The sequence below is a fragment of the Dokdonella sp. genome, from assembly GCF_019634845.1.
Lineage (GTDB): Bacteria > Pseudomonadota > Gammaproteobacteria > Xanthomonadales > Rhodanobacteraceae > Dokdonella_A.
On the sequence record NZ_JAHCAQ010000006.1, the window covers coordinates 64744 to 82598 of the forward strand.

Sequence of the window (17855 nt, forward strand, 5' to 3'; positions counted from 1 at the left end):
GCACAGCCGGCTGCAAACCTTGCGACTCTAGCACGCAGCCCGTGGCACGGCGGCCGCTGGCGATGAGGGCTCGGCGGCGCGCGCGTGGTTGCCGGTCAGTCGGCGCGCACGCGCCAGGCCTCGGTGAGCGAAATCTCGCCGCTGCGCGCCAGCGCGACGGCGGCGGCGGTGATCGGCACCATGCCTTCCTCGATCGCCACGCGGTGGATCGCGTCGGCTTCGGCGCCGGGTACGACCAGCGTGCGCAGGCGCTCGCTCATCACCAGCAATTCGTAGACGGCCTTGCGGCCGCGCACACCCAGACCCTCGCAGTGGCTGCAGCCGCGGCCGCTGTGGAACACCTCGTCCGGTGCCACGCCGAGCGCTTCGCGGACGTGCGGACTGACCTGCTCGACCTCGCGGCAATGCAGGCAGGTCTTGCGCACGAGCCGCTGCGACAGCACCGCGAGCAGACTCGCGCGCAGCAGGTACGGTTCGACGCCGAGGTCGAGCAGGCGCGTCACCGTGGTCGCCGCGGTGTTGGTGTGCAGCGTGCTCAGCAGCAGGTGCCCGGTGAGCGCGCTTTCGACCGCGATGCCGGCCGTTTCGCGATCACGGATCTCGCCGACCATGATGACGTCGGGATCGTGGCGCAAGAAGTTGCGCATCGCGCTGGCGAAGGTGAAGCCGGCCGCGCGGTTGACCTGCATCTGCTGGATGTCGGCGATGAAGAACTCGACCGGATCCTCGATGGTGAGGATGTTGATGCGCTGCTGACGCAGCGCCGTCAGCATCGCGTACAGCGTGGTGGACTTGCCGCAACCGGTCGGGCCGGTGGCGAGGAACATGCCGTGGCTGCGGCTCATCACGTCGTCGATGCGCCGGCGGTCGTGCTCGCTGAAGCCAAGCTGGTCGAGCGTCCACAGGCTTTCCCGCGCATCGAGCAGGCGGATCACGATGCTCTCGCCGAAGATTGCAGGCAGCACCGAGATGCGCAGGTCGACCTTGGTGCCGTCGCGCACGGTGAAGCTGGTGCGCCCGTCCTGCGGCCGGCGATGGTCGGCCAGGTTCATGCCGCCGATCACCTTGACGCGGCTCACGATCGCCGGATGCAGCGCGCGCAGCAACGTGCGCACCGGCACCAGCTCGTCGTCGATGCGAAACAGCACGTCGGTGCCATGCTCGCCCGGGCGCAGGTGGATGTCCGAGGCGCGGCGCGCCACCGCGTCGGCGATGAGGCCGTGGACGATGCGCACCACGGGTTGTTCACGGGCCAGGCGCTGCGCCTCGGCCTCGCTGGTTTCCAGCGTGAGACTGGGGTCGAGGCCGAGCAGTCGGATCGTCTCGCTGTCCTCGACCTGATCGTAATAGCGGGCGATCGTCTCGCGGATGCCGCGCGCGGTGGCGACCAGCGGCAGCACGCGGTCGGTCGTGACGAATTCAAGCGCGTTCAATGCCGCGCCGTTGGCGGGATCTTCCATCGCCGCCACGAGCAGGCCATTGCGCGAGCGCAGCGGGACGATGCGCAAGCGTCGCACCAGTTCCGGCGTGAGCAGTGTCGTGGTTTCCGGGTCGGCGGTGACCTCGGGCAGGCGCACCAGCGGCAGGCCCAGTTGCTGCGCGGTGCGATAGTTGCCCTCGGCCGCATCGTCGCCGCTGGCGAGCCAGTGCTCGAGCTCGACGCAGCGGGCACCGGGCCCGGTGCCGAGCGTGCGGCGCTGCACATCGTCGAGATAGCGCTCGAGCGCGGCATTGTCGGTGATCAGCAGGGGCGGCTGGGCGGTGGGCGCGACGCGCTCGTCCATCGTCATCGATCCATGGGCGGCCATGCGGCAGGCATTGGCCAGAAGGGGGGCTGCCCGGCAAGGATGCAATTAGCCTGCCAGCACCGGGCGAGGCAGTTGCCGGCGTTGCCATGGCCTGATCCGCCGCGAACTGACACCATCTGTTCGAAATGCACCGGCGCTGCGCCAGACGTGACAGCGACGGTTGGCAGCGGACGCCAGCGCGTCGCCGCTGGTTACTGCCGCCGCAGCCACCGCCAGCGACGGCGTGGCTTGCGGCGTAGGTTTTGAGCCGGCGCCGGTCAGTGGCGCAGCGGATGCGGGTAGGGAAAGGCCTGGTATCCCGGCGGCTGCTGGTCGAGGTGCCAATCGCTGCCCTGTTCGAGCAGGGTCGGACAGGCGATCCACACCTTGTCCGGGTTGTAGCCCGGGATCGCCCGCCAATCCTCGCTCCAGTGGTCGGACCAGATGTAGGCCGCCGTGGTCTGGTAGGGCTGGGGCCGGCTGCCGCTGCAATCGTCGTCGTCGAGACTGGCCGCATAGGGCACGTAGTCCTTGACCTTGTTGTTGTAGATCACGCCGTCGCCGCCGCGCAGCGCGATGCCGTCGCCGTAGCGGTTGCCGGACGCGCCGTCGCCGTGGATCTCGTTGTCGTAGATTTCCCAGCTGCGCGAGCCGGGATGGCGCACGCCGTTGTTGTCGCGACTGGGCCCGTGGGCATCGATCTGGCCGTAGTCGCGGGTGCGCGCGGTGCTGACGAACAGGTTGTGGCGGGCCACGTACACCGAACCGCTGTTGGCGGCAATGCCGTGGCGGTTGTCGTAGAAATAGTTGTCCTCGACGAAAACGGCCTCGGCCGTGCCCAGTTGCAGCGGCGGCCAGGCGTCGCTGTCGTCGCCGTACACCGCCACGCCATAGCCCCAGCAGCCCGGCACGCACTTGAAGTTCGACAGGAACGAGTTGTCGTGGATCACGCCGCGCTGCTGCGGCCCGCGCACGGTGAGGCCGGCGTTGGAGAACTTCTCGAACACCATGTCGTGGACGCGGAAGTCGCGGCAGCGCTCGGTGAGGCCGATGCCCGCATCGAGATCTTCTTCGACGCCGTTGCCGACCACGCGCAAGTCGGCCAGCTCGACCATGGCACCGACCCCGCACTTGAACTCGATCATGTAGTCGTACCAGTTGGTCATCGTCACGTTGCGCTTGATCACGGTGCCGCTGCCGTCGGTGGCCGTGCCGGCGCCGCGCACGGTCACGCGCGTCTTGCGGTTGGGAGCCGAGCCGCCGCCCCAGGTCAGCCGTGCGTTGCCCCAGTTGCAGGTGCCGGCACGGATGCGCACGGTACCGCCGTCGGGCACGGCGTTGAGCGCTGCCTGGACGGACGCGGGATCGCAATCGGCGAAGATCGGGCCTTCGAAACTGTCGGCGAAGATCGGCGGCTCCCAGGCGGCCTGTGCCACGAGCGGCAGGGCGAGAGCAATCAGCAGCAACATGCGGGCGTGGCGCATCGGTGGGCTCGGCGTCGGGATCGGCGCGCAACCTATAGCAAGGTGCCCCGCTTCTGGCATCATCAAGTTTGTGGAGCCACAGTCGCCGCGGACGCTGCCATCGCGTCGTCGTGGCGCACGTGCGCCGGGCTGCGGCGATGGCGTATCGTGGCGATGGCATGATGCGGTTGATGGCACAGGATGGACGCATGCACAGGCATGGTGAGTACAAGATGCCGGGCGGCAAGCTGACGGTGGTCGATCTGCAGATCGTCGACGGCCGTCTTGTCGATGTGGTGGTGAGCGGCGATTTCTTTCTCGAACCCGACGACGCACTCGCCGCGATCCACGCCGCCGTGGAAGGCCAGCCCGCCGAGCTCGACGAGAGTCGCCTGGCCCAGTTGATCGAGCACGCCACGCCGGCCCACACGCGCATGTACGGCGTCGACGCGCAGGCCATCGCGCGCGCACTGCGGCGCGCCATCGACGCCGGACGGCCGGCATGAAGACGCAATGGCGCGATCACGATTGGCAGCTCCTGCACGGCGCGCCATGCTCGCCGGCGCTGCACATGGCGCTGGACGAGGCAATCACCGACGAAGTCGCTGCCGGGCGTCGCGCGCCGACGCTGCGGGTATGGGAGTGGGCCGCCTCGGCGGTGGTGATCGGGCGCTTCCAGTCGCTGCGCAACGAAGTCGATCCCGACGGCGCGCAGCGCCACGCAATCGAGGTCGTGCGCCGCGTGACCGGCGGCGGCGCGATGTTCATCGAACCGGGCAACACGATCACCTATTCGCTGTCGGCGCCGGCGAGTCTGGTCGAAGGCATGAGCTTCGAGCAGTCCTACGCGTTCATGGACGCGTGGGTGCTCGATGCACTGCGCACGCTCGGCATCGAGGCCTGGTACCAACCGCTCAACGACATCGCCTCGCGCAGCGGCAAGATTGCCGGCGCGGCGCAGATGCGGCGCGGCAAGGCCGTGCTTCACCACGTCACGATGGCCTACGACATCGATGCGACGAAGATGCTCGAAGTGCTGCGCATCGGCCGCGAGAAGCTGTCGGACAAGGCCACCCAGAGCGCGGTCAAGCGCGTCGATCCGCTGCGCAGCCAGACCGGCCTGCCGCGCGAAGCCGTGATCGCACGCATGGTCGAGACGTTCCGCGCGCAGCACGGCCTGCATGAGGATCAGCTGCGCGCCGATGAACTGGCGCGCGCGCAGGACCTGCTGCAGGACAAGTTCGCTACGCGCGAGTGGACCGCACTGGTGCCGTGAACGCGGCCGCGCCGCGCGCGGGCTGCGGCGCGGCACCGGCATGGCCGCCGGCGAGATGGCGTTTGCTGTACCACATGCCGAGCACGAGCAGGCCCGCCGTGGCGAGATAGAACGCGAGCATCATGCCCGACGGTCGCGCGTCATAGCCGATCAGGATGTGCAGGATGCGGCCGGGCAGGGAAGTGTCGGTCAACAGCCACGAACTGTCCCATACCTGCGCCTGCCAGCCCGGCAGCAGGTCGGCCTGCGCCAGATAGCGCGCCGCATTGGCGGCAAGGCCGGCGGCGAGCAACACGAGCATCCAGTTGGTGGCGGTGAAGAAATGCCGCACCGGGATACGCAACAGGCCGAAGTAGAGCGCGAAGCCGAGCGCCGCGCCGCTGCTGATGCCGATCGCCAAACCCGCGTAGAGGCCGTCGGCGCCGCCTGCCAGCATGCCGTACAGGAACAGCACGATCTCGGAACCCTCGCGCAGCACGGCCAGCGCCACCACCGCCAGCAGCATCGTCAGCGAACTGGCGCCGGTGCGCACCGCGCTGCCGACCTGTTTCATGTGTTGCGCCAGCTCGCGCGCGTGGCCCGACATCCACACCACGTGCCAGCCGATCATGAGCACGGCGGCGAGCAACACGCCGGCGTTGAAGACCTCCTGGCCCATGCCGCTGGCCATGTCGGCGATGCCGCCAGCGAACGTCGCCACCAGCAACGCGCCGACCACGCCGAGCACGATGCCGCCGCCGATGAACCAGCCGCGGGCCTGCACGCCGCGCGTGGCGGCGGCGACGATGGTGACGATGAGCGCGGCCTCGAGCACCTCGCGAAACACCAGCAGTGCGATGCCCCACATGGCCTACTCCGCAATCAGGCGACCTTGCGCCGTGTCCTGGTGAAAATCGCCGAAGAAGCGGTAGCTGCCGGCTTCGAGCGGGCCGATGTAGACGCTGATCTGGCCGCCCGGCATGACGATCTTCTCGCGCTTGAGGTCGACGCTCTCGAATTCCTCGGGCGTGCCGTCGCGGTTGGTGACGACGAGCTTGAACTTGACGCCGGCCGGCACCCTGAGCTCCTCGGGCTGCCAGCGGTGGTGCTCGATGGCGAGCTGGAACTCGGGCAGGTCGGCGGCCAGCACCGGTGCGCTGCCGGCCGCGAGCATGAGCAAAACCGGCGCGAGGCGTCGCCGCAGGGATGACATGGGGCGTGACATGGGTTGGCTCACGGTTGCGGCGTGCGCGTCACCGGGGCGGGCGCGTAACGCAGGTTGTCGAGCAGCGGCGTACGCGGCCGCTGGATGTGCAGGAAGTCGATCCCGGCGCGCTGGTGGCAGGCCGTGCAGGCCGCCGACAGCGCGTCATAGGCCTTGCCGAACGCGGCTTCGTCCTTCTTCTCGAGTGCCTGCTGCAGTTGGCCGAGTGCGCCGTTCATCATCGCCGGCATCACCGCGGACAGCTGGTCGGGTTGCAATTCGGGCGCCTCGCCATTGCTGGCTTCGATCGCGCGCAGGGCCTCGCCGAGTTCGCCGACCATGTAGTAGGCGAGGTTCCAGTTGCGTGCATGGCCAGCCCACCACAGTCGATCGTGGCGGATCTGCAGTTCGAGCATCTGCTGGCCGAGCTCGGGCGCCTGCAGCTTGCCCTCCAGTTCGGCCACGCGCGCCTTGAGCGCCGCCAACCCGGCCGCATCGGTCGCGGTCGCGGGCGGCTCGGCGGCAGTCAACGCCCATGCCATGCCGGCCAGCCAGCCGCAGCTTGCAAGCAGCATGCCGCGCAGTGACAGTCCCATGCGCTCGGCTCCAAATGAGAACAATTCGCATCCGCGATCATCCACCCAATGCCTGCGCGATGCAAGGCGCCCAGCCACCATGCGTTCACCTGCGCGCGAGCCAGTGAACACGTGGCAGGTCGTTGCGCCGACGCCGGCGCGCCGCCATGGCCGCTTGCGCCGGCGTCCGCGTTCCAATACAAGCTCGGTTGCAGCCTCACCGACGGGACCCACCGATGAACCCAGCAGTTGTCGCCTCCACCTGGCGCCCGGTGGCTTGAGTCGCGATGGCACGCGCGATCTGGCTCGTTCTTGATTCACTCGGCATCGGCGGCGCGCCCGATGCCGCCAGCTATGGCGATGCCGGCGCCGACACCTTCGGCCACATCGCCGCCGCCTGCGCCGCCGCCGCGCGTGGGCCGCTGCGGTTGCCCAACCTGACCCGGCTCGGCCTGCCGCACGCGCATGCGCTCGCCAGTGGCCAGGTCGCGGCCGGTCTGGCACCGCTGCCCGCAGCGCAGGGGCAATGGGGCTGCATGATCGAACGTGCCTGCGGCAAGGACACGCCTTCGGGGCATTGGGAAAGCGCCGGCGTGGTGCTGCAGCAGCCGTTCGGCCTGTTCGCGGCACCCGAGCAGAGCTTTCCGCCCGAGCTGCTCGCCGCCCTCATCGAGCAGGCGCGCCTGCCCGGCGTGCTCGGCAACTGCCATGCCTCGGGCACCGAGATCATCGCGCGCCTGGGTGCCGAGCACATCGCCAGCGGCAAGCCGATCGTCTACACCTCGGCCGACTCGGTGTTCCAGGTCGCCGCGCACGAGCAACACTTCGGGCTCGAGCGGCTGTACGAGGTCTGCCATCTCGCGCGCGAACTGCTGGCACCGTGGAACATCGGGCGCGTGATCGCGCGGCCGTTCATCGGCGAGCCGGAGACCGGGTTCACGCGCACCGGCAACCGCCACGACTATGCACTGGCACCGCCGGGGCAGACCCTGCTCGATGCGGTCTGCGCCGCCGGTGGCGAGGTGTTTGCGGTCGGCAAGATCAGCGACATCTTCGCCGCGCGCGGGGTCAGCCACAGCCTGCTCGCGAGCGGGCACGACGCGCTGTTCGACGCCACGCTGCAGGCGCTCGCACGCGCCGAGTCCGGCGCGCTGGTGGCGACCAACTTCGTCGACTTCGACAGCGTCTACGGCCACCGCCGCGACGTGCCCGGCTATGCGGCCGCGCTCGAGGCCTTCGATGCGCGCCTGCCTGAATTGATGGCCGCGATGCGCGCAGGCGACATCGTCGTGCTCAGCGCCGATCATGGCTGCGATCCGACCTGGCCCGGCAGCGACCACACGCGCGAGTGCGTCCCGCTGCTGGCGTGGGGGCCCGACCTGGCGCCGCGTGCGCTTGGTCGTCGCGGCAGCTTTGCCGATCTGGGCCAGGGCCTGGCCAGCCACCTGCGCCTGCCGCCGCTCGCGGCCGGCGTTTCCTTCCTCGAGGACTGATGCGATGACGACACCCCACATCGATGCCGCCGTAGGCGACATCGCCGCCGATGTGCTGTTGCCGGGCGATCCGCTGCGCGCGCGCTTCCTCGCCCATCGCTTCCTCGACGCGCCGCGCGAGATCAACACGCGCCGCAACATGCTCGGCTACACCGGCCACTGGCAGGGGCGGGCCGTCACGATCATGGGCGGTGGCATGGGCATCCCGTCAACGGCGATCTACGTCACCGAGCTCGTGCGCGTGTACGGCGTGCGCCGCATCATCCGGGTCGGCACCTGTGGCGGACTCGGCGACGTCGCGCTCGGCGACGTGCTGCTGGCGCAGTCGGCCAGCACCGACTCGCGCTTCAACCGCCTGCAGTTCGGTGGTCACGATCTGGCGCCCTGCGCCGACTTCGCGCTGCTGCGCGCCGCGGTCGATGCCGCCGCGGCGCAGCAGGTGCCGGCGCGCGTGGCGCACGTGTTCAGTACCGACAGCTTCTACGATGGCGATCCGCAATTGCTGGCGCATCTGCAACGCCACCACATCAGTGGCATCGAGATGGAGGCGGCCGGGCTGTATGGCCTGGCCCTGCGTGAGCGGTTCCAGGCCTTGGCCATCCTCGCCGTCAGCGACCATCTGCAGAACGACGTCCACATGCCGGCGGCCGAGCGCGAGCAGGGTCTGGCACGCATCGCCGGCATCGCTTTGGCTTGCGTGGCCGCAGCGGACCCACGCTGAAGCGGTCGCCGCGCCGCGCCGGCGCGGCCTGCGTGGTTTGCAGGCGTTGGGCACATGCGCGAGGATCGGTTTTCCGCAGACCGAAGGATGCCGCCATGGCCGATACCTGGTTGACCAGCCTCAAGACCGCAACACCGCAGGATGGCTTCGAACTGGCCATCAAACTTTCACGCATGGGCGTCAAGTACACCCAGCCTTCGGCCGAGGCCCGCGATCGCCTGCGCCCGCAATACGCCGAGGACGCCAACGCGCTGATCGCCTCGTCGCAGGTGGTCGCGATCAACTTCCAGACCATCGCCGCGGCCAACAACTATTGGCGCGGAGCCTGACAGCCTCGCAGGCGCCGGCGTCGCGGCCGCGTGTTCGCGCCTGCGCAAGGTTCGATCAGGCGCTGCCCACGGCGGCGGTGGAGCGCCAGTTTCCACCGCGGGTGGCGACCGGCGCCGGGGTGCGGGCGCGCGATGAGGCTGTCGCCGCCGCAGCCGCCGCGTGGCCGCTTGACGTGGGTCAGGGCGGGAGCGACATGGCGGCGTAGCATGACTCGGGTTTGTTGCAAATCGGAGTCATTTCCATGTCGCTGCAGCTCGATCCCGAACCCAACGTCCACGTCTTCGACGCGCGCGGCATCGCGCGCCGCTTCCGCCATTCGGCGATCTTTGGCGCGCTCGGCGCGCTGCGCAACGGCGAGACGATGCGCTTCATCAACGATCACGACCCGATCCCGCTGCTGGGCCAGCTCAACCAGCGCTTCGGCGAATACCTCAGCGTGACCTATCGTCAGCGCGACGCCGAGGGCGTGGTCATCGACTTCGGCATCGACGGCCTGCCGGACGAATAGGCATGGCGCTGCAGGATTTCTTCGCCGAGGCGCCGCGCATCCGCGTCCACGATGCACTGGCGCAGTTCCTCGGTGCTGCCGACGACGGCATGATGGAGTACGGCTACGCCGACGCGGTGCGGCTGGCAGGGCATTCGTGCCCGACCGTGGCCGGCGCATTCCTGATGGCGCGTGCCGCGCTGCGCGCGCTGTATGCCGAGCAGGCGGCCGAGCGCGGTGCCATCCGCGTCGACATGCGCGATGGTGAAGGCGACGGCACCACGGGCGTCATCGCACAGGTGTTCACGCTCGTCACCGGTGCCGCGGCCGGCAACGGCTTCCATGGCATCGGCGGGCGTTTTGCACGCCAGGGCCTGTTGCGCTACGCGCAGCACGAGGTGCGCGGCATTGCGCGCTTCACCCGTGTCGACGACGGCCACGCGGTCGAGGTCTGGCTCGACGTGTCGGGCCTCGCGCCGGCGCCGCAGATGCGCGCGCTGATGGTGCGCGCGATGGCGGATGACGCCAGCGCCGCCGATCGGCATGCGTTCGGCGCGGTGTGGCAGGAGCGCGTGCGCCGCCTGTTGCTCGAGCACGCCGACGACCGCTCGGTCATCATCGTCGAACGTCTCGGCCCGCCGTAGGCGCAATGGCCATCGCGGGCGGTTTTCCGCGACAATCGGCCCACCTGTTGCCCGCGGATCCCACCGCCCATGCATGTCCTGCGCATCGCGCTGTTGCTGCTGCTGGTCATCGTGCCGAGCACGATCGTGCACATCGTGCCGCTGCTCGCGGTGACGCTGTTGAAGGCGCTGCTGCCGGTGGCGGCCTGGCGCCGGGCCTGCAACCCGCTGCTGACCGGTCTCGCCGAGAGCTGGGTCGGCGTCAACAATTTCCTGTTCGACCACTGCACGAACACGCGGCTGCGCGTGCAGGAGCAGGCATGCCTGCAGCGCGACGGCCACTATCTCGTGTTCGCCAACCACCAGAGCTGGGTCGACATTCTCGTCTTGCAGAAGGTGTTCAACCGCCGCATTCCGCTGCTGCGCTTCTTCCTCAAGCGGCAACTGTTCTGGGTGCCGCTGCTCGGGCTGGCGTGGTGGGCGCTCGACTTCCCGTTCATGGGTCGTTACACGGCGCGCCAGATCGCCCGCAATCCGGCCCTGGCGCGCCGCGACATCGAGGCCACGCGCCGCGCCTGCGACAAGTTCAGCGCGATCCCGGTCGCGATCATGAACTTCGTCGAGGGGACGCGCTTCACGCCGGCCAAGCATGCGGCGCAGAGTTCGCCGTACCGTCACCTGCTCAAGCCGAAGTCCGGCGGCGTCGCCTTCGTGCTCGGCGCCATGGGGCAGGGCCTGCATTCGATCCTCGACGTGACGATCGCCTATCCCGGCGGTGCGCCGAGCCTCGCTGACTTGCTCGGCAACCGCATCGGCGAGGTGTGCGTGGACGTGTTGCAGCGACCCATTCCACCCGAGCTGGTGCAGGGCGACTATCAGAACGACCGCGCGTTCCGGGTCAGGTTCCAGCACTGGATCAACGAGGCGTGGAGCGACAAGGACGCCGCGATCGCGCGCATGTTGGCGGTGCCGCCGCAGGTTGCGGACCACGCGCCGACTGCGTGAAGCGCGCGTCGACCTTGGTCGTATGGCGCGGCCCCTGCCGCCTGTCCAACAGTCTCGCCATGGTCGCGCGTGCGCTCGGGCGTGCAGCGACGCACGAGTGGATGGAGCGGAACGATGCGCATCGGACTGTTGGCCGACCTGCATGCCAATCGCGAGGCCACCGAGGCCTGTCTGCTGGCACTGGCCGACGCCGGGTGCACGCAGTTCGCGTTTCTCGGCGACCTCGTCGGCTACGGCGCCGACCCGGGCTGGGTGGTCGACTGCGTGCGCGAGCATGTCGCCGGTGGCGCGGTGGCGGTGCAGGGCAACCATGACGCTGCCGTCGACGGCGATCTCGAGCCGGCGATGAACGAGCAGGCGCGCGTCGCGCTGCAGTGGACGCGTGATGCGCTCGACGCCGACCAGCGCAGGTTCCTGCGCGAGCTGCCGCTGCAGGTGGTGGAGGAGGATCGCCTGTACGCGCATGCCAACGCGTTCGCGCCGGGACGCTGGGCCTATGTGTACAACCCGCTGGCGGCCGGGCAGAGCCTCAAGGCCACCCCGCAGTGGCTGACGCTGCTCGGCCATGTGCACGACCAGGCCGTCTACTACACCGGCGCCACTGCGCAGGCGATCCATTTCCAGCCGGTGCCCGGCGCCACCTTGCCGCTGCTGCCGAGCCGACGCTGGCTCGCCATCGTCGGCAGTTGTGGCCAGCCGCGCGATGGCAATCCGGCGGCCGCCTGCGCCTGGCTCGACACCCAACGGCGTCAGCTCGGCTTCCTGCGCGTGCCCTATGACCACGAGCGCGCCGCGCAAAAGGTCATCGCGGCAGGTTTGCCCGCGGTTCTGGCGCAGCGGCTGCTCAGCGGGAGATAGCGATGCCGGTGCGGCTCGAAGCGGGCATGGTGCTGGGCGGCTTCACGCTGATCGAGGCGCTGCACGAAGGCGGCATGGCGACGCTGTGGCGCGTGAGCCATCCCGCCCACGCCCAGCCACTGCTGATGAAGCTGCCGCGCATCGCCTATGGCGAGAGCGTGAGCCAGGTGGTCGGCTTCGAGGTCGAGCGCATGCTGCTGCCGGTGCTCAGTGGGCCGCATGTGCCGCGTTTCATCGCCACCGGTGACGAGGATGACCAACCGTGGCTGGTGATGGAGCAGGTCAGCGGCCACACCCTGCGGCCGCTGCTCGACGACGCGCCGCTCGCGCCCGCGCAGGTGGCGCGACTGGGCGCGCTGGCCGCGATTGCGCTCGACGACCTGCATCGCCAGCAGGTCGTGCATCTGGACATCAAGCCGAGCAACCTGCTGCTGCATCGGAGCGGCGCCGGCCAGCAACGCATCGTGCTCATCGACTTCGGCTTGTCACGCCATGCGCAGTTGCCGGACCTGCTCGCCGAACAGTTCCACATTCCGATGGGCACGGCGCCATACATCGCGCCCGAGCAGGTGCTCGGCCTGCGCAGTGACCCGCGCAGCGACCTGTTCGCGCTCGGCGTGACGCTGTACCACCTCGCCACGGCGCAGCGTCCATTCGGCTTTCCGGGCAGTGAACGCGGCTTGCGGCGACGGCTCTACCAGGACCCGCTGCCCCCGCGCAGCCTCGTGCCGGCGATTCCACGCTGGTTGCAGGAGACGATCCTGCGCTGTCTGGAGGTCGATCCCGAGCAGCGCCATCCCAATGCGGCGCAACTGGCCTTCGATTTGCAGCATCCCGAGCAGATCAGCCTGACCGAGCGCGCGCAGCGGACGCAGCGCGCGGGCCGCCTCGAGCGTACGCGGCGCTGGTGGCGGTCGCTCGGCATGGAGGCCGACCGTCTCGGTGCCGGTGCCGCCAGTGCCGCGCGGGCACCGCTGATCATGGCCGCGCTCGACCTCAAGCAGCCCGACCCCGAGCTCGACGTCGCGCTGCGCGACACCGTGCAGCGCCTCGTCGCGACCGCGCCCGGCGCCCGGCTGGCCTGCGTGACGGTGCTGCGCACTGCGCGGGTCGGACTCGACAGCAATATCGATGCGGAAGGGCGCAATCGCCACGTCAAGCGTCTGGTCGGCCTGCGCGACTGGGCACGCACGCTCGACCTGCCCGGCAATCGCATCACGTTCCATGTGCTCGAATCGCCCGACATTGCCGATGCGCTGATCGAATACGCACGCAGCAATGCGATCGACCACCTCATCATGGGGGCGCGCGGCGTCACCGGCGTGCGCCGTCTGCTTGGCAGCGTCTCGGCTCGTGTGGTGGCCGAGGCCGGCTGCACCACCACCGTGGTGCGCGCGCGTGGCATCGACGCGGCGAGCGACCAGGCCTGAGCTCGCGCAGCGCAGCGCATCGCCTCGTGGCGGCGCCACTACCACACCTGCGGCGGCTGCGGATCGCGTGATCCGCAGCCGCCCGACACCCTTACGGCCAGAAGTCGTTGAAGCCGTCGCGGAAGATCGTGTCGCCGTAGCAGACCATGGGCGACACGCTGAGCGAGGCCGTCAGCGCGTGCGTCGTGCCGAGTTGGACGAGGCGTTCGGCATGCACCGGTTCGAGGCGCGCCTGCAGCGCGTAGCCACTGCCGTGCTGGGTCGCCGCACTCGGTGCGAGGCTCGCGCGCAGGTCGATGCGGCCGGCCTGCGCCGGCAGCACCGCCAGCGCAGTCGCCAGCGTAACGCCGGCGAGCGCCATGCGCAGGCGCGGGTCAGATGGGAATGGACGGTTCATGGCGCTCACTCCGCTCGATTCGACAGTGCCTCGACCTTCGCTGCCAGTGCATCCAGGCGCTGCCGCAACTCGGCATTCTCGGCTTCGAGCTTTTGATTGAGGCCCTGGATTGCCGCGAGCGCGACACCGTTGGCATCCACGGTCGAGATGTGCTGGGCATCGTTGCCCAGGCCGAATGCGCCCGCGAAGTCCTCGGCGACCGGACCCATGTGGCGACCTTCGCTTTCGCCGCCAAGGTAGGACCAGGTTTGCAGCGGCATCGCCACGAGCCTTGCCAGCACCTGTGTGGTGTCGACATCGCTGAAGCCCTGCTTGAAGAAGCGGCTCGACGCATTGGTCCAGGTGCCGCCGGGGGTCAGGTAGGCGCCATTGCCGTTGCTCGAATTGTTGCCGACGACGAACGGCTTGGCGGCGGTTGGAATCACACCATTGAATCCGACGGCCTGGGCGTTGGCGCTGACGAACATCGCGATGCCGCCTCCGCTCGTGGCGGCCTTGCTGATGGTGAAGGCCTCGATGAAGTTGCCGAGATCCCAGCTCTTGTCGCTCGCGTACTTGAGGCTCAGGTTGACTGCGCTGGATCCAGCGACTGGCGCGATCGTCACGGTCTTGTTGAGTGCGCCGCCGCTGTTGTTGGTGGCGGTATTGATGCCGACGCCACCCTTGGCACCGATGATGAACTGGTCCGTGGCGGTATCTTGATAGGTACCCGTGGAGGTGTAATCACCCCAGACGATGGAACCGTTATAGTTGGCCTTGCTGTTGAAGCCGCCAGCGATCGAGTAGTCGCCGGCCGCGCCATTGGATAAGGCGAGACTCACGGCGCGCAGGCCAGGCGCCGCAGCGTTGAGCCAGGGGGCCAGTTCCACGCTGCCGTTGCCGCGTGCGCGCAGGACGTTGTACGCGTTGCGTTTGATCCAGAATTCCTCCGTGTCGGCGACGCCCAGATAGCTGCCCGACGGGATGCCGGCATTGCCATCGAGCGTCCATGCGCCTGGACAGGCGCTGCCCATCGGCGCCACCGCACTGCGGCCGTCGAGCGCTTCCCAGCCGGCGTTGCCCGATTTGACCGCGACGGCCAGCCAGGTCTGCGCGGCGGTGGCGAGGCTCGCGCCGAAATCGACGGGAACGCTGAAGCTGCCGTCCTTGACCGTCACGCCGTAGACGTCGATCGGGCCGGCCACGAGGTTGCCACCCTCGGCTGCCGAATACAGGGTCAGGCGCAGGTCATAGGAGCCGTTGGCCGGCTCGCCGGCCGCGCTCAACGACCCGTGGTAGTTGAAGCTTTCGGCGCGTGCATCGGCGCCTGCAGCCGTTGCGATGGCAAGGGCTAGAACGATGGCCGTGGTGCTTGCTTTCATGGTCTGGGTACTCCCCGCGTGATTGCGGGCTTCTGCCCGCAGAGTCATTTTCACGCAATTTGGCGGCGCTTGGGGACATGGCGCGCGCAGGCCGAAGGGACCGGCGGCCGCACGCGGCACGGTCGGTCCGGCCGCGCGCTTGGCCGCTGGCGGCAACGCGCCGGCCGGCGGGCGGCAGAGGCGGGCGGCGATCCGCAAGGCAAGCGCCGCGGCGACCGACTTGCGCAAATTCCGCGATGCGGGCGCAGGAAATCGGCAAGACCGCGCCAGGTGCCGATGCGAGGCTGTGCACGGGGGTCGCGCAGTCGATACCTGCAGTGGCCGATACGCGCAGGGTCGATCCAACAACGGGAGAGAACGATATGAACAGCAGCAGCCGGCGGTTGCTCCAGGCAGGCCTGGGCGGGCTGTGCGCATGCGTGATGGCGGCGGCGCAGGCGGTGGCGCCACGGTCGCCACCGCCACCCACGGCGGCGTCGATCGATGCGGTCGCGCCGCACCTCGGGCGCGATGTCGCGCACGTGCAACAACGTGTGCTCGATGCGGCCGAGCGGCCACCGCTGCCTGCCACCCGCGTCCATCTGCGCATCGACTACGACCAGCCGGCGCGAATGCTGGCCAAGGCCGGCATGGCCACCTGCGATGCGGCCACGTTCGCCAACGCCAGTGGCACCGCGCTGGTCGCGGCCGTCACCGCGGCCACGGTCGACTGCATCAACAGCCTGTTCTCGGTCAGCGCCAGCGTCGGCGCGCAGGTGTTCCCCGAGGCCAAGATGGTGACGATCGCCAATGCGATGGCGGCAGGCGCGGCGGCGTATCCGGGCAACAATTCGACCAGCATGCTGCAGCTCGTCGTGTACTTGCGCGCCGGCTACTACGTGCAGTGGTACAACCCCGACGAGGTCGGCGACTACGGGCCGGCGCTGACCGCGGCGATCCGTCCCGCGCTCGACGGCTTCGTCGCCAACGCGCATTTCCAGGACGTGAGCGACAGCCACGGCGCGGTTCTCGCCGAGTTCGTGACGCTGATCGACAGCGCCGGCGAGAACGCGCACCAGATCGGCACCATCCGCGGCATCCTGAGCCGCTATGGTCCGAGCCACCAGTCGTACGGGTACATGCAGGCGGCAGTCAACAACGTGTTCACGGTGCTGTTCCGCGGCCACTACCTCGACGATTTCCGCGCTGCCGTGCAGACGGCGCCCGACTCGGGCCTGCTCGATACGCTGGCCGATTTCGTCACCAGCAACAAGGCCGCCGACGTCGGCACCGATCGCGAGTATCTGCTGCAGAACGCGGCCGGCGAGCTCGCGCGCTTCCTCAATCCGGGGCCGTGGTATGGCTACCCGAGCGCGTTCCACGCCAGCGTGCACCCGAAGGCCAAGGCCGTGCTCGACCAGTTCGCGCTGACCGGCGCCGGTTCGGGCATCTACGTGCGCATGGCCGGCGTGATCGACTACTACGACCACGTCCATTGCAGCTACTTCGGCCTGTGCAGCTTCGCCGACGACCTCGAGGAGGTCGTTCTGCCGCCGGCCAATGCGCGCGACTGCAGCCCGACCCTGCGCGTGCGCAGCCAGGCGCTCAATGCCGCCCAGCTCGACTGGGTCTGCGCGCGCGTGGGCGGCGAGGAGAGCTATTTCCACACCCAGGCGCAGACCGGCAACGTGCCGGTGGCCGACGACTACAACACCAAGCTCGAGATGGTGATCTTCCATTCCAGCACCGACTACGAGACCTACTCGGGCACGATCTTCGGCAACGACACCAACAACGGGGGCATCTACCTCGAGGGCAACCCTTCCGATCCGGCCAACCAGCCGCGCTTCCTCGCCTACGAGGCCGAGTGGCTGCGTCCGACCTTCGATGTGTGGAACCTCACCCACGAATACATCCACTACCTCGACGGACGTTTCAACTGGTACGGCGGCTTCGGCGACTATCCGCTCGATGCGCCCAACGCCGCGGTGTGGTTCATCGAGGGCTTCGCCGAGTACATGTCCTATTCCTACCGCGACCTGGTCTACGGCTCGGCAGTGGGCGAAGCCGCCAATCCCGACAAATTCACGCTCGCGCAACTGTTCGATACCGAATACAGCACCGACTACGCGCGCACCTACCAGTGGGGCTATCTCGCGGTGCGTTTCATGTTCGAACGCCATCGCGATGACATCAGCGCCCTGTTCGGCGTGACGCGACCTGGCACCTACGTGCCCGGCTACGGCAACTGGCTCACACCGCTGCGCAGCAGCTACAACGCCGAGTTCCGCGCCTGGGTTGCCTGTTTCGCCGCCGGCAATGGCAACACCGCGGCCTGTGGTGGCACGTCGCCGCAGGTCGACGCGATCTTCGCCAACGGCTTCGATGGCGCGGTGCCGGTCGAACTGCCCGAATGCGCGCAGGCGGCCGACGGACGGCTCGACAATGGCTGCCGCATCAGCAGTCTGGCGGCCGCGCGCGAGGTCGACCGGGTCTGGCTCACGATCCTCGTGCCGGCCGGCAAGAGCTCGCTCACGTTCACGATGAGCGGCGGCAGCGGCGATGCCGACATCTACGAGAAGGCCGGCGGCTGGCCCGATGCGACCAGCCACGACCACGCCTCGACGCTGCCCGGCAACGACGAGACGATCACGGTGTCGAGCCCGGCCGCCGGTTGGCACTACCTGATGCTCAAGCCCAAGTCGACCTCGTTCGCCGGCGTCACGGTCGCTGCGGCCTGGCAATGAGCACCCGGCGCGGTTCCTGATCCCACCCCCAGCGCGAACCGCGCCAGTCGCGGGCGCCGTCCGGCAACGGACGGCGCCCTTTTTTTTTTCCGCAGGCCTGCCTGCGGCGCCGGGTCTGCTCGGCTCGCGCGGCGGCGCCT

Annotated in this window: 18 protein-coding genes; 11 read left to right on the plus strand and 7 right to left on the minus strand. The window is 69.0% G+C overall.

The features are described from left to right. Positions 1 to 95: 95 nt before the first annotated feature. Together KF903_RS05895 and KF903_RS05900 are read right to left on the minus strand one after the other, a co-directional pair. The gene (locus tag KF903_RS05895; RefSeq protein ID WP_291212334.1) at positions 96 to 1784 is read right to left on the minus strand and encodes a GspE/PulE family protein; all 1689 of its coding nucleotides are present in this window, start codon (positions 1782 to 1784) and stop codon (positions 96 to 98) included. Positions 1785 to 2065: 281 nt separating this feature from the next. Continuing rightward, positions 2066 to 3271, minus strand: a complete 1206-nt coding sequence (locus tag KF903_RS05900) for a hypothetical protein (RefSeq protein WP_291212337.1) — start codon at positions 3269 to 3271, stop codon at positions 2066 to 2068. Between the two features lie 188 nt (positions 3272 to 3459). On the opposite strand from KF903_RS05900, the gene KF903_RS05905 reads away from it, so the two are divergent. Together KF903_RS05905 and KF903_RS05910 are read left to right on the plus strand one after the other, a co-directional pair. Beyond that, a complete protein-coding gene (locus tag KF903_RS05905) occupies positions 3460 to 3756 on the plus strand; it encodes a biotin--protein ligase (RefSeq protein ID WP_291212340.1) in 297 nt (98 codons plus the stop codon). Further along, positions 3753 to 4526 carry a biotin/lipoate A/B protein ligase family protein gene (locus tag KF903_RS05910; protein ID WP_291212343.1) on the plus strand — a complete coding sequence of 258 codons (774 nt, stop codon included), beginning with the start codon at positions 3753 to 3755 and terminating at the stop codon, positions 4524 to 4526. The genes KF903_RS05905 and KF903_RS05910 overlap by 4 nt, the downstream gene beginning before the upstream one ends. Here the strand turns inward: KF903_RS05910 and KF903_RS05915 are convergent. The 3 genes from KF903_RS05915 to KF903_RS05925 are packed head-to-tail and all read right to left on the minus strand — an operon-like array spanning position 4495 to position 6305. Continuing rightward, entirely contained in the window at positions 4495 to 5373 is an 879-nt protein-coding gene (locus KF903_RS05915; protein WP_291212346.1) for an FTR1 family protein, read from the minus strand. The two genes, KF903_RS05910 and KF903_RS05915, sit on opposite strands and share 32 nt — an antisense overlap. Positions 5374 to 5376: 3 nt before the next feature. Continuing rightward, complete coding sequence (locus tag KF903_RS05920) at positions 5377 to 5718, minus strand: cupredoxin domain-containing protein (RefSeq protein ID WP_291212349.1); 342 nt, start codon at positions 5716 to 5718, stop codon at positions 5377 to 5379. A 20-nt stretch (positions 5719 to 5738) separates the two neighbouring features. Continuing rightward, complete coding sequence (locus tag KF903_RS05925) at positions 5739 to 6305, minus strand: hypothetical protein (protein WP_291212352.1); 567 nt, start codon at positions 6303 to 6305, stop codon at positions 5739 to 5741. Positions 6306 to 6571: 266 nt separating this feature from the next. Between KF903_RS05925 and KF903_RS05930 the strand changes: the two genes are divergently transcribed. The 8 genes from KF903_RS05930 (at position 6572) to KF903_RS05965 (ending at position 13231) form a co-directional block, all read left to right on the plus strand. Beyond that, entirely contained in the window at positions 6572 to 7777 is a 1206-nt protein-coding gene (locus tag KF903_RS05930) for a phosphopentomutase (RefSeq protein ID WP_291212355.1), read from the plus strand. A gap of 4 nt (positions 7778 to 7781) precedes the next feature. After that, the gene (deoD, locus tag KF903_RS05935) at positions 7782 to 8498 is read left to right on the plus strand and encodes a purine-nucleoside phosphorylase (RefSeq protein WP_291212358.1); all 717 of its coding nucleotides are present in this window, start codon (positions 7782 to 7784) and stop codon (positions 8496 to 8498) included. A gap of 95 nt (positions 8499 to 8593) precedes the next feature. After that, positions 8594 to 8827 (plus strand): hexameric tyrosine-coordinated heme protein, encoded by a 234-nt coding sequence (locus KF903_RS05940; protein WP_291212361.1) that lies wholly within the window; start codon positions 8594 to 8596, stop codon positions 8825 to 8827. Between the two features lie 242 nt (positions 8828 to 9069). Then, positions 9070 to 9336, plus strand: coding sequence for a DUF2249 domain-containing protein (locus KF903_RS05945; protein ID WP_291212364.1), 267 nt, complete (start codon positions 9070 to 9072; stop codon positions 9334 to 9336). A gap of 2 nt (positions 9337 to 9338) precedes the next feature. Continuing rightward, entirely contained in the window at positions 9339 to 9959 is a 621-nt protein-coding gene (locus tag KF903_RS05950; protein WP_291212366.1) for an FmdE family protein, read from the plus strand. Positions 9960 to 10028: 69 nt separating this feature from the next. After that, on the plus strand, positions 10029 to 10943 hold the full coding sequence (locus tag KF903_RS05955; protein WP_291212369.1) for an acyltransferase: 915 nt from the start codon (positions 10029 to 10031) through the stop codon (positions 10941 to 10943). Between the two features lie 114 nt (positions 10944 to 11057). Beyond that, positions 11058 to 11801 carry a metallophosphoesterase family protein gene (locus KF903_RS05960; RefSeq protein ID WP_291212373.1) on the plus strand — a complete coding sequence of 248 codons (744 nt, stop codon included), beginning with the start codon at positions 11058 to 11060 and terminating at the stop codon, positions 11799 to 11801. 2 nt (positions 11802 to 11803) lie between these two features. After that, positions 11804 to 13231 (plus strand): bifunctional serine/threonine-protein kinase/universal stress protein, encoded by a 1428-nt coding sequence (locus KF903_RS05965; protein WP_291212376.1) that lies wholly within the window; start codon positions 11804 to 11806, stop codon positions 13229 to 13231. A 91-nt stretch (positions 13232 to 13322) separates the two neighbouring features. Here KF903_RS05965 and KF903_RS05970 read toward each other — a convergent pair whose 3' ends face one another. Continuing rightward, entirely contained in the window at positions 13323 to 13628 is a 306-nt protein-coding gene (locus tag KF903_RS05970) for a hypothetical protein (RefSeq protein WP_291212378.1), read from the minus strand. 5 nt (positions 13629 to 13633) lie between these two features. Further along, complete coding sequence (locus KF903_RS05975) at positions 13634 to 14989, minus strand: tail fiber domain-containing protein (RefSeq protein WP_291212381.1); 1356 nt, start codon at positions 14987 to 14989, stop codon at positions 13634 to 13636. A 362-nt stretch (positions 14990 to 15351) separates the two neighbouring features. Between KF903_RS05975 and KF903_RS05980 the strand changes: the two genes are divergently transcribed. Further along, positions 15352 to 17715: a M9 family metallopeptidase gene (locus KF903_RS05980; RefSeq protein WP_291212383.1), complete on the plus strand. Its 2364-nt coding sequence runs from the start codon at positions 15352 to 15354 to the stop codon at positions 17713 to 17715. Positions 17716 to 17855 lie beyond the last annotated feature (140 nt).